Source organism: Streptomyces sp. NPDC002520, assembly GCF_053595235.1.
In genome coordinates, this window is sequence record NZ_JBSFXG010000052.1 from 12,433 (window position 1) to 38,987 (window position 26,555).

1 protein-coding gene (running past one end of the window) is annotated in these 26,555 nt (G+C 70.2%); it reads left to right on the top strand.

Features of this window, described 5'->3' with window-relative positions:
• Positions 1 to 26,118 carry the 3' portion of a hypothetical protein gene (locus ACWD5D_RS40695; protein ID WP_451377795.1) on the top strand. Its footprint begins 12,423 nt before the window's first position, so 26,118 of the gene's 38,541 nt are visible here — the last part of the coding sequence; its start codon lies beyond the left edge, outside the window; it ends in the stop codon at positions 26,116 to 26,118.
• Positions 26,119 to 26,555 lie beyond the last annotated feature (437 nt).

The following is a 26,555-nucleotide window of genomic DNA, read 5'->3' on the forward strand; positions in this document are numbered from 1 at the left end:
GGCACCACGGGCAGGGCTCGTGACAAGGGGAAGACGCCGGCCGGCTGGAGTGTGCCCGTCCTCGCCGCGGCATCCGCATCCGCCGATCGGGCCGGACGGCTGGCTGCCGCGACGCGCGCCTACCACACGCTCGTGCACGCCCAGGGAGCCGACAGTGAGCAGCCGCACGCGGCCACTCGCCTTCTCGACGCCGGACGCGCACTGAAGAACGAGGGCGTGGACGCCTTCGGCCAGGCGTGGGAAAACATCGAGGGAACCGACCGAAGCACCACGGAAGAGCTGGTGCGTACTGCTCTCGGTGACTCCTCTCGTGCGCACGACTGGGAACCGCACGACTGGGGCGCGGTCGCCGTGGCCCGGCAGATCGGCGGCGACGCTCTCGCCACCGCGATGGCTTGCCGGGTGGCCGGGGAATCCGGCGACGGTCCACTCAGGACGACCAGCTCGAAGTCCGGCCGTGTTCAAGGAGGGCGGCCGGACTCGACCGCCACGGTGTCCGACGGCGGGGCGGAGGAGACACGGTTCGCCGAGGCCGTCGCCGCCGAACCGGCGCTGCGCGGACTGCCGGCGGATCTGGTGACCCGTGCGTTCGCCCTTTACGGGGGCGAACGGCCCCCGGAACTGGTGCTCGGGCATGACCAAGAGCTGGCGGAACCCGGGCCGACCGACGCGTACTGGCAGGATGTCGCGGAGGTGGCCCGTGCGGGGATGGACGCGGCCCACTCGCCGGACGGCCTGAGGCCCCTCGACTCCGAGTCGGCGATGCGCGAGCGTGCCCGGGAGCTGGCCGAAGCCCACTGGCGGGCTGTGGGGGTGACCAGCGGCAGTGCGGCGGACCGCGCGCGCTACACCGAACTGACCACACCGGGCTCCGTGTTCCGTGAGCAGATGAAGGTCTGGGTGGACGCGGCGCTGAGTCGCAGGGAGGGCGGCCCCGTCAGCGCCTTGCACGACGACATCGTGGCCGCGTGGCAGCGTCAGCCGCAGTCCCGCCGTCATCTCGGCCTGTCCCAGCAAGCGGACGCGCTGGCGCTTGCCCTCCAGGACTCCGGGCCAGTCGGCCTGCGCGGCGGCAGCCGCGGCACGCCGCCGCCGGGCGGAGACCGACCGTACGGCGACGTTGACCCGCCGCGGTCCGAGCGTCTCTACGGTCCCGACGGCGACCAGGCGGCTCCAGCCACCCCCGTGGCCGCCAGTCGTATCGAGAACGAGTCCCTTGCTGCCGTGGCCCGACTCCTCGATGACACCGACAGCACCGGGACCGACCTGCCCACCGAACCACCAGAGTCCCCACCCACCGTCGATGCCGGGACGCCGGCCTCGGCTGATCAGCCGGTTTCCGGTGTGGTGGCTGTGCGGAGAGGTTACCCCGTGGGGGAGGAGGGTGCTCAGGAGCTTACGAATGACCTGCTGCTGACAGCTCGTGTTGCGGATGTGGGGCAGGTGGATGCGGGCCGGTTGGGTCCGGATATGTTTGGGCATAGGGATGTGCCTGCGACGCCTGCATTGCTTTTGGATGAGGACGGGCGTCCTTACGATTACAGCGGGCTTACCGTGGACGGGAATGTGCAGTTTCTGCGCATGATCGACATGGTGCGTGATGTGGACCGTGCGGGGATGGATCCGCAGACTTGGTTGCGGGTGCCGGACGGGACGTACAGTGTCCAGCACGAGGCGGTGATGGTTTCGGCGTCGCGTGGCGAGAGCGACGACGACGATGCTCCGGAGACGCAGCAACCGCTGGCTACTGGGCTGAATTCCGATGTGGTTCGGACCCCCAGGCTAGTTCATGGCATTTGGCTGGGCGAGACCTTGAGTCCGCAGGGCGCCTCCTCGACCTTCTGGGCTCGTTTCTTCGAGTCCGCTGCGAAGCATCGGAGTGAGGCAACATTCGTGTTGTGGACCGATGTGTCGAGGGATCAGGTCAGGAATGTGCTTCGGCAGCCTGACGCGAGCGGTGATGATTCTGCGACTGCTGCTGTTCGTCGTCTGGTCGATTGGGCGCGCCAGGCGGGCATTCTGCTTGTGGGTGTGAACGAGGTGTTCAATGCCCAGCGTCCTATGAGTCTGAATGATGAGTTTCGGACCGAACTGGCCAAGCGGATTGGTCCGGGGTATGCGGCTGCGAGCGATGTGCTGCGTGTGGAGATCATCAACGAGTTCGGTGGTCTCTATGTCGACGGGGACAGTTCGGTGGAGTCGCTTGACGATTTCCTGCGTCTTGGCGAGAGGCACAGTTCGCTTGTCGCGTCCAGCAGCCAGGGGAACGATGCTTTGCTGGCGCCGCCTCGACATCTTTTCGTGCAGGGCCTCGAAAAGCAGCTTGCGAGCAAGTATGCGCTGACTCAGGTGGAGTTGTTCGAAGAGAATTCTCACCATGGTTCGATGATGAGTCGGAACAATGTATATCGAAACTCGGTGATGCTTCGGACTGGCCCTCTGGTGTGGGGGGAGGTCGAAAACGCGTTCAAGGATGTAGACGTAAATTTCCATCGCTTCGGTAATGGAGTGATCTCGGGCGTCGACCATGGAAGTGCTGTTTCGTGGCTGTCCGCTCCGGATCCGGTGCGTGCTGTTGACTGGTCTCGTCAGCGGACGTTGAGCTTTGCTCAGGATCTTGTCCAGTCCGCGGTGCGCAGTCTGTACAACCGCGACGGTGATCTGCACGCTGCGCAGTTGCAGCAGGCCATCGCGCGTTCGGACCACCCTGATCCGGACCTTGTGTGGCGGGGTGTCGTCCACTTCCTGGCCCAGCGTGAGGATCTGCGCAGTCGGATTCTGGGCGTGACATTGGGGCGGCGTCTGACCGCGAGCGACGGTCGTGAGGTGTGGCCGCCCCGGGACGTTGACGGCATGTTCGTGCGAACGGGGGGTGAGCCCCCCCTCGCGGCGGAGGATGGTGGTCGGTGGCTCGGTGACACCTCGGTTGCGGTGAGGCTTGTTCGGCCGGCCGACGTTCCGGTCCAGGGTTCGGTGCCCGGACATGAGGTCGGTGACCCGGCTCTTGGCTCTTCGGAGTTCGGCGAGCACGAGTTGTCCCTCGTGGACGCTGCCGAACGCGCCATCAGGGAGTTTCTGCCGCCGAGTGCCAGTGCAAATGAGCTGAACCGTATCGAACTGGTTTTCGAGGAGGCGCCTCCGGATGTTTCGGATATCCTCGACTTCACGTGGGCGGTCCGCCATGTCGAACCGGTCTTCGGCGCCTCCAAGGAACGGCCCCTCGATGATCACTGGCCGACTGTTCGGGAAGTGATGAGTCATCTGGGCTCTGCTCAGGAGCCCGACTCTCGACCTGACCCGGTCGAGGTGGCACGTGTGGTGCAGGACTATTGGGTGGACAAGGAAATCGGGGAGGACTTCAGAGGATGGAGCGAAGAATTCACCATCGCTCAACACCTCCGGTGGAACGAGTACTTCGCATTTGCCGGCCATGCGGTGTCAACTCTGTCCGATCCTCTTCGTAATGAATTGTTGACCCAGGCGCTCCACTTCCTTGCCGCCGATCACGGGCTGCCCGAGGGTGGCAGCCCTGCGGGGTATGAGCACCTGTTCCACCGGATGCAGGACGCGATCGCCTACGAACTGCACATCGCCGAGCAAGGTGTTGCGCAGCAAGATCCCCGAGATCTGTCGCGCCACCTCAAAGCCGCCTACCGCACCCCGGACCCCACTCAGCAGCAGTGGGACATGCTCCATCAGACTCAAGGCAGTCACGGTGCTCTCCCGCGATCCGCCGGGCCCGGGCCGGAACCCATGCTGTCGGTCTCTGACGAGTTGCTGGCCGTGGTGGGGTCTGCGGCGGCCGCGCGGGCAGCCGGCATTCTCCAGCGGTATGTGCGTGTGCCGGTGGTCATCGGTACCGATGCCGAGTCGGTCGCCGCCCGTCGGCCGTATGAGCAGGCACTGGAGGCTGTGGCGCGCGCGCTGCATGCCGATGGTGGGCAGCCCGGCATCGAAGAGGCCCACAGGGTCGCCGCCCAGGCGCTGCGGGACATCGAGGGCGCTACGGCAGCCGACCATGGGGCGGGGGCGGTAGGGGGTCAGGGAGGGTCCGGTCTGCTGGGTGGCAGCCGTTCTTCGCGCACACCTGACGAGGGTCTGGATGACCATGGGTTTGGTGTCCTCCCGCCGGCCGAGCCTGTTGCGGGGCCCAGCAACTACGCCGACGGCGATCTCGCGTTTCTGGATATCCTCGGTGATGGTTTCGGTGCTGGTTATCTGTCGCAGGGAGTCGGGGGGGAGTCGCCGGCATTTTTCAACGGTCTCTCCGAGGCTGAGTGGACCTCCATTGTGGACTCCGTTATGGGCCGGTCCGATGTAGCCGAACCCGTTTCCGGGAACGCCGCGGAGGATGCTGTCGGTGACGGCCTGGTCAACTCCGCTGGGGATGTGGATGTTCTCGGGGACAGGCTCGATGAGGATCTTGATGAGGGGTTGTTCGGCCGTTCTCCATCGCCCGAGGGTGTTTCTCTTGCGTTGCCCGGTGATTCGGCTGGCGGCCCCTTGTCTTCTCTTCCTGGTCTTGCGTTGCCGGGGTTGCTGAGCGGGTCGCCGGCCGGCAGGCAGTCACCGCACGACCGGAATGGCGACGGCGACGACATGGAACTCGACCGCGACGGCGACGATGACATGGACGGCGAAGGTGGCGGTGGGGACTTTTTGCTGGAGGCCTTCGCGCGGTCTTCGGTGCCCGGGGTGTCTGACCGTCCGACGCCTATCGATGTCGATGCCGTCATCAACCCGCCGTCGGATGCTGCACGGAGAGTGCTTGGCGTGCACGCGGACGCTTCCTGGCATGGCCCGTCTGTGGTGGCCGTGCCGTGGGCGCGTACCGGGCGTGCGCCGCTCACTGCGGATCAGACGGACGGTCTTCTCCGCGTTGCGGCGTCCAATCCCGATGCCACGCTCGGTGGTGTCTGGGACCACGTCAATTCCCAGGGCACAGCGCTCCCCTCAGAGGAAATCCACCGCCTACACCGCAACTACCACCTAGCACGGGAAACCAGCCGCACCACCCCGCGGGCACCACAAGCCCAGCAGTCGGCGTCTTCCGGTCTGCCCGACCCGGCACATCCCGCTTTGCCCGACCCGGGACATCCCGCTCTGCCCGCGCCGGGACATCCCGCTCTGCCTGATCTGCTCGACAAAGAACATCTCTTGCAACTGCGTGGGAAAAGAATTGGCCGGCCGAAAATCGGCCGGCTTCTCGGTAAAAGTGAGACGACCGTCTTCCACTGGGAGTGGGGTCAGGCCCTCCCCAAGGGGGGCGATGCGGTCCGTTATCGGGCGGTGGTGGCTCTGCTGGGGGAGTTGCGTGGGCTGGGGGCGGGCCCTCTGGGAGGGTGGATTGCCGACGTCCTTGAGAACCCGGCCGTTCAGAAGGCTCTCAACGACCCTGCCCCGGGCGACAGAGGCCGCTCCCTGCGCGTTGCCGTCACTCGCCTCTGCCGGCAATACGGGGGCGTCGGGAAGGGCGTTGGGAAGGGTGCTGGGGTTGGTTCGGTGGCTGGCTCCGGGGTTGGTTCTGCCTCACGTGGTCTGCGGGAGGGGCCTTTTGGCGTGATGGTGTCGGCTGCTGAGAGTGCGGGTTTTTCGGCGGTCGAGGTGCGGGGGGATGGGGACTGTTTGTTCTCGTCTCTGGTTTTGTTGACCAACGGGCAGCCTGTGGGTTCCGCGCAGGGTCTGCGTCATGCGCTGGCGGATTACTTCAACCGTCACAGTGACTTCTTCTGGGGGCGGGGGGAATGGGTTCTCCTCCACGGTTATGCGGAGTATCAGGCTGACCGGCAGCCGGGTGGGTTCAGGAGTGTGGAAGAGCGCACCTATTGGGTGAATCAGTACGTGGCGGAGAGCAGGGGGCGGGACGGTATCCGTGCCGATGTGACCGAGTGGTTCCGGTCCCTCCTGGTAACGCCGGGACACTACGACAGTGTCGTGGGCGATGTGTCCCCTCTCATCGCGGCCTACTACTTTGGGAGGCCCCTGGAGGTCCTGCGCGCGGAGAACGGCCGGTTCCAGCGCTTTACTGACCTCAATATCTCTGACGCGGCCCCTCTTTATCTCGTGCGCGGTGACGTGCAGCGGCACTGGATGCCGCTCGTCCGTTCGGCGCAGCCATCTGCACCGGATCCTGGTTCCGTTGGATCCTCCGTCGTCCAGGAGCGGGAGGGTGCACCGGCCGTCTCCTCACACGACGAGTTGCTGCCCGAGATAGGACAGGAGAGGGCCGCGCAGGCAGCGTCCATTCTCCAGCAGTATGTGCGTGTGCCGATGGTCATTGGTACCGATGCCGAGTCAGTCGCCGCCCGTCGGCCGTATCAGCAGGCACTGGAGGCTGTGGCGCGCGCGCTGCACGCCGATGGCGGGCAACCCGACGTCGAAGCGGCCCATGCGGTTGCTGCCCAGGCAGTGCGGTACATCCCGGGCGCCACGGCACCCGATCGCAGCGCGGGGCTGCCCGCCGGCGCGAAGAAGAAAGGCAAATCGTCCCAGCAGCATCACTCCGGCGGTGTCGCGCAGCTGGCCGGTACGTCGGCGATCACAGCCCAGTCGCGTCCGGTCGGTGACGTGGCCGCCAGTCGTATCGAGAACGAGTCCCTTGCCGCCGTGGCCCGGCTCTTCAGTGACCCCGACAGCAACGGGCCCGACCTGCCCGCCGAACCACCGGCGGCCCCGGCCACGCCCTCGGGAGACGACGGCGTGGTCGACCAGGTGGTGGAGGCCGCGCAGGCGCCCTGGTACACCCGGCTCGGGATGCTCGGCGAGTTCACGGTCCGTCAGGTCGATGGCTGGGACGCGCAGAGCGCCGCACAGCACGCCCGTGCCGTCGCGGACGCGCTGCCCGACCAGCGCCTGGCCCGAGAGCTGACGCCGCACCTGACCGAGATCCTCGCCCAGTCCGATCCCCGGGCGTGGAACCGACTGCTCAACGAGGGGCGGATGGTGACGTCCGGCGACAGCACCGTGTGGCTGCGGCCGGTCCTGCACGATCCCCGGCCCGCCGTGGCGGAGACGGACTCGGACGGAGTGCGCCGCTACGCCGTGCGGTTCAACTCCACCGCGGTCTCCAGCAGCGTGACGCAGGCCCGGTCGAGCACCGTCGAAGCCATGGGCTTCGCGGCCATCAACGTCGCCCTGCGGGCCGCCACCGCCGTGGTGGCCGCAGGACAGATGAAGGGCGTGTCCTCGGTCTTCACGAACGTCGGCCTGAAGCAGAACGTGATCACCGGGCACAAGCTGTTCGTGGACAGCAGCACACCGTTCGAGGCGGGCCTGAAGATCAAGGTCTACGTCGACGGATCCGAGCTGATTCCCCGCGAAGAGGTGTCCCTTCCTCGCGGCCTGGTCGTGGAGTTCCCTGACAGTTCCATCCAGCCCACCGCGCCCACCGAGTCCGCCGCGCCCACCGAGTCCGTCGAGCCCAACGCCGACTCCGATCCGGAAACGCCGGCCACGTCCGCGGACGCCGTGACGGAAGCCCCCACAGCCGCCTCCGCTCGCCCCGACCGCGGTCCGCTCACCACCATTCCCGAGGACGCGGTCACCGGAGAACCATCGCCGGGCCCTCGGCCGCACGTGTCCTCCGAGACAGTCAACGCCGTCGACCTCAACCCGGTCGTCCTGCGGCTCCAGCAGGTGCTGCGCGGCGCGGGCCTGTCGGCGGGCACCACGGCGGAAGTGACCCGCCAGGCCCAACTTCTCGTCAACGAGACCGCGTTCCGTAACCGCAGCCGCTGGGTGTTCACCAGCGGCGACACCAGCAATCAGATCGTCGTGGGCAGCGGGCTTCGCGGGATGGGAGGGTTCTCCGGCCACTTCCGTCTGCGCGCGGGCATCGAGGGGCTGCGGTTGACGGGCCTGGCGAACATGATCACCCGTCAGGACCTCGGCACGGGCCGGACCGGAGTGCAGGGCCGCGGCGGCAAGAGCTCCATCGGCTACGCGGTCGTCGCCAACGTGGTCGGCCTGGTGGACCCCGCGGTGCACCAGCCTCGCACCGGATCGATCAAGGGGTTGGCCCCCATGGCCTCACTGGGCGTCGAGTGGTCGCGCCGGTGGAGCCACAGTCTGTCGTCCCAGTCCCTCTCGCACGCCATCATGCGGACGAACGGTCCGCAGCCGTACGCCCGCTACCATGCGCGGCTGAAGGTGACGCTGGACTGGACGAGCACCACGCACCGCCGGCTGGATCCGGTGGAAGCCGTCGTGGACGCCGAGCTCGTCGTGCGCTGGCGCGACGGAGACGGCGCCCGGGAACTGGAGGAGTACGCGCTCGGGGCGGTGCACAGCCCTGAACTGCGACAGCTCGCGCCGACCGTGCTGCCCGGACCGATCGCGGCACAACCGCACGTGCGGGCCCTGCTGCGCGAGGCGGAGGCCGAACCCGAACGGATCATGGTGCGGCCCCGTCGGCTGGACACGCCGGCGGGGAAGTTGTCGCCCCCGCCGCACACCACGGCCGTCCCGCAGCGGCCCGTCGAACCGATGGCCCTGGCCACGCGCCGCGGCCTCGGCTACGCAGTCGCCACCGCCCTGCCCGGCGCCCAACTGGTCGAGGACCACTTCCGCTGGGCCCTGCAGCAGGAACCGGGCGGTGTCGGGCGCCACGACCAGGCTCTCGTGGACCGTCAGCTCTCCACACTGTTCGGCCGTCCCGCGCTGGAAGGCGACCTGAACAACCTGGTCGCCGGGGTGCGGCACCCCGTCCTCGTGGGCGGGCGACGCTACCTGCTGTCGGTGCGTGCCCATCTGCTGGAGCACCGTGGCTCCATCAGCTACGCCCTGACGTACAACACCCGCGCCGCGATGGGGGAGACCGTCACCTCGCATCTGGAGACCTCGTTCGGTGTCCAGGGCGGGGCCGGCGGCGGCGTGCGATTCAGCCTCGGGCACATGGTGCGGGCCCAACTGGGCGGCGTCCGGCTCGTGGGGCGCGCAGGGTTCGGACGCGGCGAGTCGTTCACCTCGGTCGCCAAGTCCTACCGCCGGCTGGAGACCGACGGGAACGTCGACGAGCACCGCTACGAGGTGGTGTACGAGCTCTCGATGGCCCGGACCGACGGGCGGCAGTCAGCCCTTACCTGGTGGATCGACAAGCCCGGTGAGCTCATGGCACAGGTGGTCGTGCCGCACGAGCACACACCGAGCGCCCCCGCGGCACCCGACGAAGCCGCGGCGGCGGGCAGCGCCGCGTTCCTGCGGCAGTGGCCGGAGGCGACCGAGGGCCGGCTGCGCCTGGAGAACGGGACGGCCGGCCTCTACCCGGCGTTCCTGCACAGCCCCGAACTGGCACATCTGGCGACCAGCCTCTACACCCATCACGCTGGCACCCGGCGGCCGGTCCCCGAAGAGCTGTTGGCGGCTCTGCGCCCCGGCGACCTCGCGGCGTACTTCGGCCAGCTCACCGAACCGACCGGCCGGGTGATCGTCCTGCCGAAGGCGGACGGGCGACTGGCCACCCTCACCATCCGCCTGCGCGGATACCGGACTCGTACCCTGGCCGGGACCATGGCCGGCGAGGGCCCCACGGAGATCGAGCAGTACGCGCAGGCCGTCTCCAAGCACGCCGTCCAGTCCCGTCGGGGCGTGGCGCTGGGACTGCAGGCGGGCCTCGGCCCGCAGGTGCGCTTCGGCTCCGACGCGGGCCAGGAGGTGGAGATCGCCGACGGAGCGATCGGCCACCACAGGGAGGTCTGGGTGCCCGGCGGCCGTGTGGTCCTCCAGGCCCACGGGGACATCTCGTGGGACCTGGTCAACCGCACCCGGGAGAACGACTACGGGGCGATCGACGTCACCCGGGCCACCTACAAGGCGGCGTCGGCCGTGCGTGCCGACGCCGTGTACTCCGTGACCCTCACACGGTGGCGGAACGGCGCGGCTCCCGAGGAGCGCACCCGCGTGATCAGGGTCCGTGACGGGATGGACGTCCTGGTCCCGGACCGGCGACGGGAGGACGTTCTGCCCGCCGAGTTGCTGCCGCGGCCGACGGAGCCGGAGGCTCCGCAGGCCGGGGCCATCGCCTCTGGCCCGTCGTCGGCGGTCACGCCCGCCGTCCACAGCCCGGTCCCCGAGCCCCCGCGGCGCACCTACGTGGGCGGCTCGGTACTCCGGACCGCCGTGCATCCGGAACTGATGGACTCCGGTGACGTTCTGCCGCACATCCTGCGCACCCTGGAGGACCGGGGCGTACTGCACCCCACCAAGGTCGCGCCCGCGCTCGTGGCGGCTTTCCGCCCCGAAGCGCTCAGAACCCGGTGGAGCGCGCTCACGGACGGCGGGATCACCACCTGGTTCCCGACGTCCGGTTTCGCCGGGACGACGAACTACCTGTGGGTTCACGTGGAGGTGACCCGCATCCACGAGGCCACGTCCTACCGCTCCCGCAGCGACGCCAAGCTCACCCTGCGTGCGGAGAGCACCACCGACGAGAAGACCGTCAACGCCCGTGGCACCACCTACGGCGTGGGCGTCAGCATCGCGGGCCGTGGCGGCGAGCACGAGGAGGACAGCAACCAGCAGGGGCACGGCGGGCTCGACCTGGCCGCGGGAGTTCACGGCCGCACGGCGGACTCCGCAACGCAGATGTCCAAGTTCGTGGACATCTACCGGGCGAACACACGAGTGGGCTCGGAGGAGTTCGAGCATCCGCTGACGTTCCGCGTGCAGATGGGGACCAGTCGGCAGATGCCGGAAGTCCTGAGCACCCTGGGCCGGGGCACGGTGGGAGCGGTCGGTCTCTTCGCCCGGCTCATAGGCCGACGCCACGTCGTGGAGAACGCCTGGCACACCCACCAGCCGTGGACCTGGCGCTCGGAGAAGAAGGACATCGCCGGGTCGGTGCGTCTGCTCGTGTCCTCCCGCCTGGTGGTCGACGCGGGCGATCCGCCGGCCCGTCCGCCCACCGCCGAGGCGGCGGACGAAGCGCCTGTGCCCCGCTGGGCCCACCTCGACCGGGCCATCACGGCCACCGCGTCTCAGCAGGACCTCACCCCCCGGCGTGTCGCCGAGATACTCCAGGAACTGCACCCATGGGACATGCCGGCCGCCCGCGTGATCCGCGAGTGGGCCAAGGTCGTCGCCATCCCGAGCCGGGCACTGCCCGACATCGCCTCGTCCAAGGTCGGCGAGGTGCCCGCCGTCGGCCACGGCACCCGGGCCGGTCTCGTGTACGAGCAGGACACCAGCCACACGATGCTGCGGACCTCCGTGTCGCGTCTGCTCGCGCACGAGTACACGGTGAACGTGGCGGGCCGCACGGTCACCGTCGGCCTCGACCTCGTCTCCGCCGGCCGACTGCTCGACCAGAACGAGCTTTTCAAGGCACGCCGCTACCAGCAGGGCGACGAGGACAAGGAAGTCGGCCGCGAGCGTACGTCCGGCCGCTACCTCGGCGTCGGCCCGGAGGGCGGTGGCGGCGTCAGCGAGGACGCCCTGCTCGGCCGGCAGCCCAACGAGATCGGCACCGAGTCGGAGACGAAGGTCGACGGCGGCGTCTCCGCGACCATGGAGCACAACGAAGAGGCGGTCCGGGACTACACCCACTACCGCTTCGACGTCGACGTCGTGCTGCGCGGCGCCGACAGGCGCGAACTGCGGGTCCGGGTGCCAGGCGGTCTCATCGCCATGCTGCCCACGCAGGACGGCATGCCCAAGGCCGAGATCCAACGCGGCCTCGCCCACCTGTTCCCTCCGAGGGCCGAGGAGGTCACGGATCCGGCAGCGGAGGCGGAGGCCACGCCTGCGACGTCGGAGGAAGAGCCCGCGCACCGGGCCGCTCAGCTGGACGCCGTTCGACGGCCGCTCGATGAAGAGACCCTGAAGCTGCTGTACGGGTCCGCCCTGCGCCGCGCGGAAGTCGACGGTGCCACCGTGGGCGATCTGCCGGTGGACCCCCGCACCAGGATTCTGCTGGACGGCAGTGCCATGAAGGTGACCGTTCGCGATCTCGGTCTCGACCCGGAGGACGAGTTGCGGCTGCTGGCCCGGCATCCCGAACTCGACCCGGAACTGGCCGAGAGGCTGGGCCGGACTGTCGCCACCGACGTCTCCAACCTGCCCGAGGACGCACCGGGGGACGATGGTTCCTCCGTACGGGGACAGAATCAGTCTGCGGACTTCGCGGTCGGCGAGGAGGAGTTGGAACCGGAGTTCCTGGCAGAGCGGGCGCGGGACAACGGCTCCTCGACGGACTGGGTTAGTGGGGCGTACAGCCAGACTTCGGGGCTGGTGCACCAGGCGCTGGACCACGCCCGCGGCCCGCTGCCCGGTGATCCCCGAGCCGAGCACGACTCCGCGCTTTCCGCCTCGCGAAGCGGCGAGACGGTGGGCGGGCACGATGTACGAGACGTCGGCCAGGAGGCCGAGGACAGCGGGGCCCTGTCCTCGTCGTCGCGCGGTGGCGAGGGCCGCAGGATGTCGTCCGAGGCCGGGCCCGCCCAGGTCTCCCGGCGTGGAGACCGCCTTTTCCACCGCTCGGTGCCAGTACCGCGCGGGGAGGCGGTCACGGCGTACGGCAGTCCTGCCGGCCTCGATGTACGCCCCCCTGACCTCCGGGTTCAGGCCCCTCTGGCCAACCTGGATGCCTGGCGTTTCCGCGTCACGCGTCTGGCAGGCGACGCTGTGGTGGGGCGCAGCGATACAGAACGCGTTCCGTGGTGGACCCCTTACCCCCTTGCCCGTCCCCCGTACTTCGTGGTGGCGGTCGGCTCGGCCAGGGGCCTGCGCGTGCATACCGATATGGGCAATGCCGTGATGAGACCGGACGAGGTCGCGGACTTCCTCGCCGCCGATCCGGAGGTGACTCGTCTGCGAGCCGGCGTGCCGATCGTGCTGCTTGCCGAGCACAGCGGCAGCGGTGGGCTGGAGATGCCGCGGCTCGTTGCCGCCCGGACCGGTCGGCAGGTGTGGAGCTTCGACGGCACCCTGCGCCTGGTAGCCGCCCCAGGATCGAGCCGCTCCGTCATGGAGACGGTCATTCCCGCGGACGGCTCGCGTCCGGTCGGCCGGTGGATTCTCAGCCGGCCCGACGACCTGGGTGCGCACACCCCCGCAGAACGCGCCACGGTCCTCCCCGAGTCCGGCCTGGTCGTCCCGCTCAGAGGCGGGGCGCTGACGGACGAGTCCCTCGTGAACCACACGCTGACGGACAACAGCCACGAGTCGCTGGGCCGGGCCTACCTCATGGACCGCGACCTGGCCATGCGGGAGCGGGCCTTCGCGCGCCTGGGCACGCTGACCATCTACAGCCAGGCTGACACAGACGAGGCAGGGCGCCTCAACCCGCGCCCGGGTACGGAACGCCCCCTGCCCTGGGTCACGGACTCACCGCATGCCCGGCCCTATTTCCTGGTCGCCCACGGCCGGGAGCATTATGTCGAGCTGCCCCGCGGCCGCGACCGGGCCCAGGTGGCTCGGGTGGACGGAGGCCAGCTGGGGGCCCTGCTCAACCGCCGGCCCAGCCTGCGTCAGCGGCCCGCCGACGCGCCGATCGTCCTGGTGTCCTGTCTGACCGGCGGTGAGTTCCGGGCTCCAGAGTGGCAGATGGCCCAGCGCTTGGCGGACACAACTGGTCGCACGGTGTACGCGCCGTCCGACGAGGTCTCGATTCACTTGAACGTCCGCACGGGAGGGCAGGGGAACGAGGGAACCTGGCTCACCTTCCGGCCGGCCACGGCCGTACCCTCCGAACAGGGCCGGAATCCTTCCCACGGCAGAGTCGTCGCGGCTTCCGCACGGCCCCAGGCGGCTCGTGAGGGCGACCACTCGAGCAGTGAGGTGCTCTCCGCGGACCTCAGGGCCTCGACGCCAGATGCCGCTCTGGCTTCCGCCACCGATGGGCGCGACGGCTTCCGGCCGATGCCCACCACGGGCACCGAAAGTGGGTTCGACGTCGGCTTCGACAACACCCGTGACGGGACCGTCGCGTCCCCGGGCGCCGTGCGCGTGGAACCAACGCCGTCCGCACCGCACTTGGCGGAGAAGCTGGAACCGGAGTTCTTGGTGGAGTGGGCGCGGGCCAACGGATTCTCGCCGGAGGCGGTGCGTACGGCGTACAGCCAGGCTTCGGCCTTGGTCGGAGACGCTCTGGGACATCGGCCGGTGATCGGAAGGGAGGCCGCCGGGACCTATTACCGGGAGGCGCTGCGCCGTATCACGGCGGCGGTGACAGTGGCGCGGGACGTGCCGTCCGCGGCCGACGAGAAAGGCAAGGGCCGCCAACTGGGGCCGACCGCCGCACGGGACGTGCTGGTGACGGAGCGGCTGCGGGCAGTCGAGCGGGCGCTCGCGTCTCTCGGCCGTGCGCGGGCCGAGGCAGCTGCCCATCCGGAGGAGGACCACAAGGAGCGGGTTCAGGACGCGCAGCTCGCGTACGCCCAGGCCGGGCAGGCGGCGCGGGAGACAGTCCCCGACCTCGACCTCGACGACGTCGTGTACCTGCACGAGTACCACAGTGCTCTCGGTGACGGCAGGAACGGAGAACCTCCGCAGACGATGGTCGGTGGGGCGGTGGGAACGGAGACCGAGGACCAGCACCCCCTGCTGACCGTTCCCCCCGGCCGGGAGCTGCAGCGGCGCATGCAACTGGCCGAGCACCCGTCGGGCGTGCAACTGGTCGTGGACACATTTCGCTTCTACCGCGACGCCGACGGCGAACTGCAACCGACGTATCGGGCCGCGGCCGCGGCGGTCGCCGGGCATGCGCCGGTGCTGGAGAGGCACGCCATTCCGGAGATCGTCCTGCCGCCGATGGCGGTGCTGCCCGGCGAAGAGGGGCGCTTGCCGCGCGAGCAGGCGATCGAGCTGTACAGGGCGATACGGCAGCGTCTTACGGAACCTGACACGTCGGGTCGGGTTGTTTCGCTGGCGGAGCTCTTCCCGGCCACGGAGGGGTGGCAGCTCAGCGAGGTAGGCCAGCACGTTGCCGTGGCGCCCTCCCCGTCGGGTCCGGGGCACGCCGCCATGGTGCAGTTCACGGTGGGGGTGCCGCCCAGGGGCCTGTCCGTCGTCCTCGACGCCGTTCACGAGCGTTTGACAAGGCCGCAGTTCGCCGTGGCCATGACTGCCGGACACCAGTTGGCCGACGCGGTGACGGCCGGCTATGTCCAGGAGCGCACAGGACACGCCGTCCCGCCGTACATGCTCTCGTTCCTGCGCGACGTGCCGGGGGCGGAAGAACTGCACGGCTACCTGCGGTTGGTGTTCAGCCATGTGGCTGCGGCGCCGCTGAACCGCCATCACTGGCCGCAGAATCTGATCAAGAACATGCTGCCCGCGGCTTCCCGGACGCCGCTCTTCACGGTGAGGGGGGCACTGAGCCCCGATGTGCGGGAGTTCCTGACGCGACACCACGGGCAGATCGAGCAGAACATCGAGGACTCACTTCGCTTTCTGCTGTCCCACCCCTGGTCCATCGCTATGCGACACGAGTTCACGCCCGGCGAGTTCGACCACCCGCTCGATCTGGTGGTCGCCCCGTGGAATGTGTTCCAGCGGGACTATCTGGCCACGGCCCTGATGGGGCAGGCGGCCGACGGCCGCCAGGTGAGCCAATACGAAGCGGTCGACATGCACGACTACACCGAGTTGGACGACGCCGACGGTGCCCTCACCCACCCCATGGCGCTACTGGAGTTGCGGCACTTCGGCGGCGCTCCCACCAGGATGACCGATGACCAGTTCGCCGCCGCGCTGGAAGAAGTCGCGGGTGTCGAGCGGAACGCCTATGCGGTGGCTGAACGCCCCGTGGCACACGCGCTCGACGCCGACGAGGTGAGGGCCCTTCGCGAGCACCCGCTCGTGGACGGCATGGCCCAACTCTTCGGGCCGATCCGCTGGATCCGCGTACTGACTCCGTCCGGCGAAAGCACCCCGGTGATCCGGGCCGAAGAGGTCCGCACGCTGAGCGAGGCCGTTGCCCGCCATGTGCTGAGCGGTGCGCCCCTGCCCCCATCCGTGAGCGTCACGCTCGCGACGATCGCCGACCGCATCTCGGCCGCAGAGGCATCCGGGCCCGTGGCACCCGTCCTGAGGCAGGCGCTGGACCACGTCCTCGGCCTGCTGCCCGGCGACCCCCGAACCGAGCACAACCCCGGGCTCTCCCGGCCCGGTATTCCGCAGCCCGAGGACCCGGGCCCCCCGGACGTGGCCGCCCTGCGGGCCGACGTGGACGCGTATCTGCGGGGGCAGTACGGGATTCTCCTGGAGGACGCCCCCGTCTCCTTCGAGGAGGCACACCGCCGTGCCGTGGCGGACGCCGGCGGTCAGGGGCCGTGGCAGCGGATCAACTCTCGCCACCAGGCCGAACGTGTCGCGCTCGCCGCCCTCGACCGGAAGTGGCCGGGCCTGCCGGGCGGCAGCTCCCGGGCGGGCGAGTCCTCCCGGGCCGGGGCGCTGCGGCGGCAGCCCGAGCGGCTGCCCGCGTACGCGGCGGAGGTGGCCGCCCTGCCGCCCGGCAGGCACCTGAGGGGAAGGGCTGCCAGTGCCGTCGAACTCGACCACGCGGTCCTCACCAAGTGGAAGAGCGACTCGTCCCGGCCGGGACTGTCGCGTTCGCCGCGCCTCCAGGCCGTCGACGCCGCGGTCGGCAGGCTGGAGGCAGCAGTCCGGAACGGCGGCCTCACCCAGGAACACGTGGGTCTGCTGCAGCTGGTCCTGGAGACGATCGGGGACTGGGAGCAGGGGAAGCAGGCCGGTGGCGCGCGGATCGTGAGCAGCCGCGAGCAGGACGTCCGTGTCCTCAGGACCCACGTGGAGTCCCTGAAGCGCTGGCTCGACCAGCCGCCGGAGCGGCGCCGACCGCCGTGGGGCCTGGACTACACGAGTGCCGTGCCGGACGGGAACGTCGTCACCGACACGGTGTACACCGGCACCCTGCGCGACGGCTCCGTCGTGGACCGCGGACGGCCGGAGACAGCGCCCTGGGCTGACAGCCGTACAACGTCCGCGCCCGTCGTGATCGTCGCCCGGAACGACGTGAACGCGGGAGACTTCGCCGATGATGTGGCGTCGAAGCTGGCGGGTCTGCCCGGGAACGGCCCGCTGGTGCTGCTGCGGCGGGGCGTCGGCCTGACCGCGCACGCCCCCCGGCTGCTCGCTGCCAGGACCGGCCGCCCGGTCTGGTGGTTCACGGGTGCGGCCGTGCTGAACAACCGCGGGCTGCTCCGGATCACCGGCATCGACTCGGCACGCACCCCGCTGGCGTCCTGGACGGTCAGCCGCCCCGACGCGCTGAACGCCGCGAACCTCATGGGGCCCGCGGACGGCACGGTCCCGAGGGACGGTTTCCACCACCAGCTCATCGTCGACCGGCAGCACGACATCAGGGGCCTGTCCTACCTGAGTGCCGACTTCATCATGGCGGCCGCGGACCGTCTCCGACCGGAGCACTACCGCGCGCTGGCGGGCAGGAAAGACTACGAGGTGATGTTCGACGACAGCAGGGACCCCTCCACCCGGCCGGTTCCCTGGCGTAGTGCCGCCAAGCGCGTCAGGACCCCGTACTTCGTCGAGGCGCTCTCGTTCACCGACGGGTCGGTGACTCTGTTCTCCCGTGCGGACGGCCCGAACAGCCGCGTCACGGTGCCGAACGCGGAGTTCTCGCAGCTGGTCGTCGACCACCTGGCTTCCGAGCACCTGCCCCGCGGCACTGCGCTGGTCCTGCTCGTCAACGGGGCCGGACGCAGCTCGACGACGCAGCCGTCCCTCGCGCAGATGGTCGCCAACACGGCCGGCCGCACGGTGTACGCGTCAGTGGGCACGACCGATGTCTCGCTCCGGATCTCGGTGGCCAGGTCCGACAATCCGGAGCTGAACGGCTGGCGGGAGTTCCTGCCCCAGGGCACGGCGGCGGCCGTGGACCTGGTACTGCCGCCCCGGACACCACTGCACAGTTCCGCCCTGTCGGGGCGCAGGGCCCGCTCGGCCGAGTACGACCATGCCATCGTCACCGACTGGATGACCGAGTCCAACCGGCCCAGGAGGTACTCGCGCTCCGCGGCGCTCAAGCGCATCGACGCCGAGGTCAAGCTCCTGGAGCTGGCGACCCGGAACGGCATCGGCGCCGGGCACCGGAACATGCTGTCGTCGGTCCTGGAAAGGATCACGGACTGGGAGCGGCAGCGGAGCGACGGCGGGGGCACCAGCAGCCGGAAGTCGAGTGTCGACCGCCTCCGGAACTACATCGAGGCGCACCGTGTCCGGCTCACCGACATCGGGGGCCCCGGACAGGACCTGTGGGGCCTGGACTACGGACCCCAGGCCGTCGCCCCGGTCACGGGGATCGTGCACGACGCCGTCTTCATGCCCCAGCACGCGCGGCCGGAAGACGGCGTGACCCCGGTCCGGGCCCCGTGGGCCGGGAGTGACACGGATCCGTTCTTCGTCAGGCTCCCCGACGAGGCCCTCGTCGTCGGCGCGGACGGCACCGTGCCCGTCCTGAACCGGTGGCACCTCTCGCAGGACATCGCCGCGCGCCTGCGGGACGTCCCGGACGGTGCTCCCCTGGTGCTGCTCTGGTCGGGCCGTTCCCTGGGGCTGCACAGCGCTCAGCTGATCGCCGCCAGGACCGGCAGGCCGGTGTGGTCCTACAGCGGTACGGTCACGCTCACCCGGCAGGGCGACTCCCAGGCCGTCACCCACCCCGGCCCCCGCAACGGCGACCACGGTTCCTGGGCGGTCAGCCGCCCGGAGGATCTCGGCACCCTGCCCGACGAACCGGTCCTGCACGCCGTCTCGCCCACAAGGGGAGCCCCCCTCCCGGTGGACGCCATCACCCAGCATCCTCTTGTGGACGGTGACCACCGGCCGTTCGGCCTCTCCTACGGGAAGCCGGCGAACCGATCGAGGTACTACCGGGCCCTGCTGGAGACGCGGGAGTACCAGGACGTTCTCGACTGGTCCGACCCGGGGATCCCGAGGTACGCCCGGCGGAACCGGACCTTCCCCTGGCAGGGGACGGGGGCTCAGCACCGCCCGTACTTCATCGAGGCCTCCGCATCGGAGCGCGGATACGTCACCCTTCACGACAGGACGAAGGACACGGACGTCACCGTGGCCGCAAGCGAGTTCGTCCGCTTCGTCGCCGAGGACCTGCGCGCCACCCAGCCCTTGGCCACCGGACCACTTGCCCTGATCCTCGACCACGCCGGGACCCGGCCGCCCGGACCGCGGACCGCGGAGAAGATACCGCTGGCACAGCTCATGGCGGACAGGACCGGACGTACGGTCTACGCGCCCGTGGGCAAGCTCCGTGACGGGTTCAACACCCTCAACACCGAGGACGAGCTGGGGTTCGGGAACCGCAACGAACCGGGCTGGCAGACCTTCAGGCCGTCGGCCGGCGCCACCGCGCAGCGCGGCCCGGCGGCCGCACCGCCGAGCCCGGACCACCGTCCGCCCCGCTACGAGCCGCTGGACCGGGACGAGGACCTGCGGCGCAGAGCAGGCATTGCGGACCGGGCTTCGTTCGAGCAGGCCCGTCGTCGTGCTGTGGACGCGGCGGGCGGTGAGGGCATCTGGCGGCGCCTCAACCTTCCGGATCAGGCCGAACGCATCGCCCAGGCCGATCGCGGGCAGGAGCCGCCTCGTATGCGGGGCGGCGCCGCTCGCCGGGACACGCCCCTTGACGTCCTGGACGACGGTTCACCCGATGCCTCCCCGCCGGCCGGGCCCACCCCCGGACCCAGCCACCACACCGACGCCGACCCCGCACTCCCCGGCGTCACGGACGGGATGAACCCAGAGGGCCTGCCGGACGACGTGGCGGAACCACCTCTGGGCCGGGCCCCCGATCAGCTGTCGGACGCCTGGGCCGCTGGGGACGTCATCATGGGCCGGCCCGCCCCAGAGCTCGACTCCGCCAACCATCCCGGTGACGCGCGTGCGGCAGAGCCGATGCCCGCGGCGGCACCCGCCAGCGCGGTCGATTCCGCGGCGCTGGCGTCGCCCGGTGACGACCGGGCCGGCGATGCGGAGCTCTCGGCGGACACCGCGCGCCAGGCGGAAGCGATCCTGGGCCGGCACGTCGGGCCAGAGCCTGTCCAGGAAGAGGGAACCCCGGACGAACAACATCAAGCCGCCAAGCGCGATGAACTCCCCCAGGCCGCGGAAGTCCTGGACGGAAGCGACCAGGACGTCGCAGCCGCGCACGACGTCGCGCGCCGCATCGCCGCGCAGGCGGATTCCTCGACGCACCAGGAAGCGGTCGGACCGACCGGGGACGACGGGGAGAAGGACCCCGGCGAGCCGACGGACACCGGGCAGCCGCCCGCGCAGACGTCCGGCGAGGACCCGCCGGACGCCCGTTCGGCGCGGCCGGACCAGTCGGAAGGCCCGGACGACCCGGCCGTCGTACCGGACGAGTTCATCGCGGTGGTGCCGGCTGCGCCGATCGGGGAGGGGCCGGCCGAGCTCAGCGCCGCCGTCAGGGAGTTCGGCTCCACGAGGGACGGTTCGCAGGGTCTGCTCCATGTCGCGCCGGTCCCCGAGGTGACCGTCCACTGGCTCCAGGAGCAGGTGTTCGCGCAGGTGGAGGGTGATCGCGGCGCGGATGAAGCATTCCGTGCCGTCGTCCGTCAGACGCTCACCTCCCGCGCGCTGAGCAGTGAGTGGGCGCGCCTGTTCAGCGAGCACGGCTTCCCGGTGCGGGCGCCGTACCGCGGGCAGACGTATCCGGTCGCGGTGCGCCTCGAACTGTCCTCGCCGCGGAAGGTGGATCCGGAGATCCATGAGATGCCGGACGGGCCGCCGGTCGCCATCCAGCGCTGGGACTTCGGCGTGAGTGAGATCGGTGGCACCAGCAGCATCGCCGACCTGCGCTCGATGAGCCTGAGTCACGCGCACACCTGGCAGACCCCGCACGCCAACTGGCTGCGGAGGGTGACGCTCTCCCCGCAGCTGACGTATACGCACAATCAGACGACCAGCACGGTCTCGGTGGGTGAGACAGTGCAGCCGATGACCGAGCTGCGCAGCCGGGAGCGGTCGTGGCGGTACGAGTACGACATGACCTGGCAGGTGCGGACCACGACCGGTCTGACGCAGGCCGTCACCACCGTTCAGCCCGCCGACCGGTGGCACACGCCGCAGACCGCGACGCCTTCCGCGCTGACGGTGTGGTTCCCCGAGCACCTGGTCGAGGCCGAGACGGACCCTGCCGGGCCGACCGACCTGGACGGCCCGGAGGGGCGTCCGGCGCCGTTGGAGACGTTGCTCGACCGGGTCCCGCTGTTCGCGGTCGAGAGCGTGCCGCGCGCGGACGACCTCTTCTCCGACGTGCTCCTGTCCTTCCAGCGGGACCTGACCGACATCTCCGAGGCGTCGCTCGAAGAGCTGCGACAGTTCTTCGGCGAGGGCAACCTCCGCGGCAACCTGCCGTTGATGTACAGCGGTGCCCACACGTCGCCGACCCTGTTCGCCAAGGACGGCTCGCTCATCGGCATGCTGCGCGTCCACGCCGAACTCGAGGAACGGACCGGCCCCGGCAGCATCGTCGGGCCGCCGACCCACAACTCCTCCCTGGAATCCCACGTTCTGCGCTCGGTCCGGCTCACCGGCACCGCGTCGGTCGCCAACGCCTCCGGCGCGGGACTCGGCGTCAGCACCGGATTCGCCGCCGGCAGGCCCGACCCCGTGACCGGCACCGAGCCGGTCGGGTTCACCCTGGCCGTGACGGGCGCCGTCCAGCACCAGGTGACCCACACCCTCGCCTCTGGCGGCAGCGCCAGGACCGCGCGCTCGCTGCGAACCACCAAGCCGCTGCTGCGGGAACTGGCGGACGCGCGCTACCACATCACGCTGGTGCGGCCGAGTGGACGCGAGCGTGGCCCGGCCGGAGGCACGCCCCTGGCGACCGACCGCAGGTATCCGCTGATCCTGCGGGTGCCGTCCGCCGCGACCGTCTCCGGGACGTCGCCGGCCCCGCGGTTCCTGCCGCCCGAGGTGCTGCACCTGCGCTCGCTCGGCGTGTCCACCACGCCGCTGACCGTCAACGGGACCCAAGCGCTCCACAAGGGCCTCGAGACCTGGCTGCGCGACCACGGCTTCCTGCCGCCCGCCGACGACTCGTACCGCGGCCCGGTCGATCAGGTACATCATCTCCAGCGGCTCACCAACGTTCGCAAACTGGAGCAGATCCGTTCCGGCATCGGGCTGCGCGCGGCACTGGAGGAGATGGTCGAGGGCGGCCACACCGTCTGGTTCGAACGCACCACGCTGGAGGGCACCCAGCGCGTGTCGTTCCGGATGACGGCTGAACGCCGCTACCTGGAAGGCCCGGACGGCGGTGTCACTCTCGACCGCCACCTGAACGACATGCAGACGCTCAACTACACCGGCTCCACGATCTCGGGGGACGAGCAGTTGAAGCGCGCGCCCTGGACGATCAGCGGCACCGGTCGGGCATCGATGACCAACCCGTTCGACGACCGGGGCAACCTGTGGCTCCAAGGGCTCACGCCCGAGTACACCTACGGCAGGCAGAGCTCCCTCACGACGGGTTCCAGCGCGGGCACCGGACACGAGTACTACATGCTCACCCCCACCGAGGACGGCATCCACCTCTTCACACTGCCCGTCACCTACCGCGCGGAGATCTCCTGGAGCCACGGACCCGCCCCGGAGCCGCGCTCGGCCGAGGGAACGGTCAACGTGGCGCTGCCCACATACCGCACCTTGACATACCGCACCTTGACGCAACCCGGCGCCCAGGAGGCGCTGGCCAGGCCCCGGCCGCGTGCACTCACCGACGCCGACGCCGGCAAGCTCGCAGGCGCACTGCGGCTGCCGGAGACGGCCATGGTCGAACGGGCCGAGGGCAGCCGGGCCATCCGCACCGCGGTGAACGAGATGCTCGGCTCTCTGACCGACGACACGTCCGCGGACCAGGAGAGCGCGGACCAGGAGAGCGCGGACACCGAGACGATGCCCGGCAGTTGGGTGCCGACCGGACGGCAGCAACCGACGGCCACCACCGACACCCCGGAGCACCAGCCGGTGGAGGGCGACGAGGGCGTCAGACCGGGCAGGATTCCCGGGGCGTTCGAGACGACGGAGCGGAAGGAAGGCACAGCGGACTCCGAAACCACGAGGGAGCACGAGGGTGCGGCCACCGAGCAGCGCACGGATGCCGCCGAAGTGCGTCCCGTCGGCGAGGAAATGGACGCCGCCGAGCAGCCGCAGACGACGCTGGGCGGCAGTGTCCAGTCACTGGCGACGCTGCTCCACCGGTCCACGGCGGGCACGCTGAACAGCGGCCTGGGCACCATACGCTGGGCCGCCGACCAGGTCGCCGGGGGCTGGCGCTGGACCAAGCGCCTCAGCGTGGGGGAGGACCTTCTCGCGTCGGAGAGCGTCGCCCAGGAGGTCGTGGAGGCGGGTCTGTCACCGCACCACATGACGGCCAACGCCTACCGGGTCTTCCGCGACTCCTATGTGGTCGAGGGCGCCGGCACGTCGGGACTCCTCGCGGGCACCGATGTCACCGTCGAGGTCGAGGGTTTCCTCACCGACGTGCGCGCGCTGCCGCGTCCCGGAGTGATGGACTACGACCGCTGGATCCAGTCCGTCGACGCCTCCGCCGAGACCCGCGGCGACAACCGAAGCCACGCGGGTGGCATCTCCCTCGCCGCCGACTACGGCGACTCGCGGCGCACGTTCGCCCCCTCCGGCCGGTTCCTGACACGCACGAGCACCACGGACAGCTCCACCGTCAACGACAACTCCGCGGCCTTCCGCGTCACGAGCGAGAACGGCGTTCTCCCGCACCGCTTCAGCGGTACGGCCACCTACAAGGTCACCGTCAGGACCGGCCTGCGTAACGTCGTGACGGGCGTGCTGGCCGGCGGACCGAGCCGCCAGGACACCAGGATCATCGAGGTCCCGGACGCCGTGGAGTTCCTGCTCTCCGACAACGACCTGATCAACCACCCGGAGTTCAGGCTTCAGGATGTGCCGGCTCCGCAGTACACGGGTCCCGCCAACCGTCTGCTGCCGTCCTGGTTCGTCGAGAGCGGCGGTCAGCTCGGCTTCGGCTCCGTGGTCGAACTCCACCCCGAAGGCGGCAGGTCCGCCTTCGCCAACCGGGTCGGGGAACTGGTCGAGCAGATCGCCCCCGGCGCGACCGTGCCCGGCCACGCCACGTATCTGCCCGGCGTTCTGTCCCGGATCAACGAGCACGCCTCCTCGCTCGGCCTGCGCACCCTGGTCAACGCCGGCCCGGCCGGCCACACCGCCTTCCACTTCGTGCACCGTTCGTGGCTGGGCCCGACGCTGGTCGAGGTGGCGCTGCGCGCTCGGCCCACCGGAGACCTTGGGGAGGCGCGCGGCCGGTCGGCCCTGAAGCAGGCCGGCCTGGACACCGTTCTCAGCCACTCCAACGGCGACGGCAGTGCCCTGCCGGTCCCCGGTACCACCCGCCAGACCCGCGTCACCTCGGTCGCCAACGAGCTGGACTTCTCGCCGCTGGTGCAGCACAACGGGCACCGGTTCCGGCCCACCGTGTCGATGACCCGGCAGACCGATGCCATGGAGTCGGCGATCTCGACCCGTGAACGGCGGGCCTGGCAGCGCAGCATGCAGGACACCTCCGAGTTCGGCCTCGCCTACGACTACGAGGTGACCGTTACCGCGAGGCCGATGGCAGAGGTGCTGGCGGTCGCGCTGCCCCTCTACCTGGCGGGCGGAGCGCGACGCATCGCCCAGTACACCGGACTGGCAGGCCTCATGGACACCTCGCCGGTGCAACGGGCGTTCCGGGCACTGTCCGGCCTGCTGCCCTTGCGGCAGGTGAGCGACAGCGTCCCGGCGCGCGCGGTCATTCGCTTCAACGGGTCGGAGACACCTGTCGAGCCGGAGAAACCCGCCGAGGTCGACGGGTCGCGGCCGCCGGCCGCGACGCCGCAGCCCCGGCACCAGGTCACGCCCGCGGTCTACACCGACGACCCGACCCGGGCCCTGAAACCGCAGCCGGACCAGGTCGCCATCGACATGCAGGTCCCCGCCGAGGTCCGAGCGACGCTGAGCGGCCGGCCGTGGGTACCCGACCGTCCCTTCGAGATCTACCAATACGACGGATCAGGCCAGCTGGCCGAGGCGCTGCGCGCCGTCGATCCGGGGCTGGGCGGCGAACGCGCGCTACCCACCTCCACGTCGTCGGAGGGCATGTTCATCCGGCTGACCCAGCTGGCCGCGACCGGCCGCCTCACGCTGCTGCACCCCGCGGCCACCGCGCCGTACCTGGGACAGCCGGGCGCGGCCCGCACCTCCGTCCAGATGACGATCTACGCTCCGCACAGCATGACGATGAGTACGGACACCGCGATCGACCGGGTGGAGATCTCCAACGACGGCTCGTCCACGCAAGGCAACCTGGCGACGAACCCGGCGCTGACCTTCGGCTACAGCGGACCGTTGCAAGCCTCGGCGACCGACCGTCTCGGCCCGACGGTCCCGCTCGCGGGCGAACGCGTCACCAGCGGACAGACGTTCACGCAAGGTGCCATCCGCCGCGAGATGCTGCGCTTCGGTACCCCGACCGCGGGCGAGGCCGACGGCGTCCCGAGCCACCTGGTCCGGGCGGTCGGCCTGCTGAAGGTCGTGGGCCCCCGGGGCACCCGCTGGGTCACGGCCAATATCATCATGCGCACGACGGAGGCACCCCCGGAGCCGGCTGTGGAGCCGGCACAGGAGCGGCTTGCCCAGCAGGAGGAACCCCCAAGCGGCGGCCGGACGACCCCCTCGGTCCAGGAGGAGACCCCTCACCAGCAGGACGCGCGGCAGGAGCAGTCCCCCCAGGAGGAGGACCGGCGGGAGTCCCCGCGGGAGGGCGTGGACCCGGACGAGTCCGAGGCGAAGCAGGATCCCGCTTTCGACACCTCCTTCACGCCGGACGACCCGGATTCGACGCGCCAGGCCGACACCTCGTCGCCGCCCGGTCCTGGGCAGCCGGACGTGCTCTCCGAGCCGGCAGGGCAGCCCGGGCAGCCGGTGTCCACGGACGTGACGGATGGCACGGAGGTCGTCGACGAACTGGTGCTCGATGATCCGTTGGGGGTGGACGTGCTGCCTGACGGGGAGTGGTTGGCGGGCCTTGGGGACGCCGCACGCGACACGGACGACCAGTAGGTGCCCGGCGAGGTGCCGTACGTGACGCAGTCGGGGGTGCGGTGGCGTTCACCGTGGACGCCGACCACCGGTGCGCAGCCGCGCCTACGGATGCCGGAGTGCGGCAGCCGGTTCAGGACGCCGTCGCCGGAGCACACCAACGGCAGCGCGCAGGCTGAAGCCGGTTCAGGACACTGAGCCACGGGTGAAGTTCGCGCGCATCGCGTGGGTGGTCCTGCGGATGACGGCCCGGGCCGGCGCTGACGAGGACCTCGATTGGGCTGTTTCGGTGAACTCCACGATCGTGCGTGCCCACCAGCACGCGGCCGGGACCCTTCGGCCCCGCGGAACCGGGCACGAACCCGGGCGGATCGCGACCGAACTGGCAGTCATGCTTGCCGACGGCGGCGAGAGCATCACCGACCTGGCACTGCTACGTGACCAGCGTGGAGTGTTCG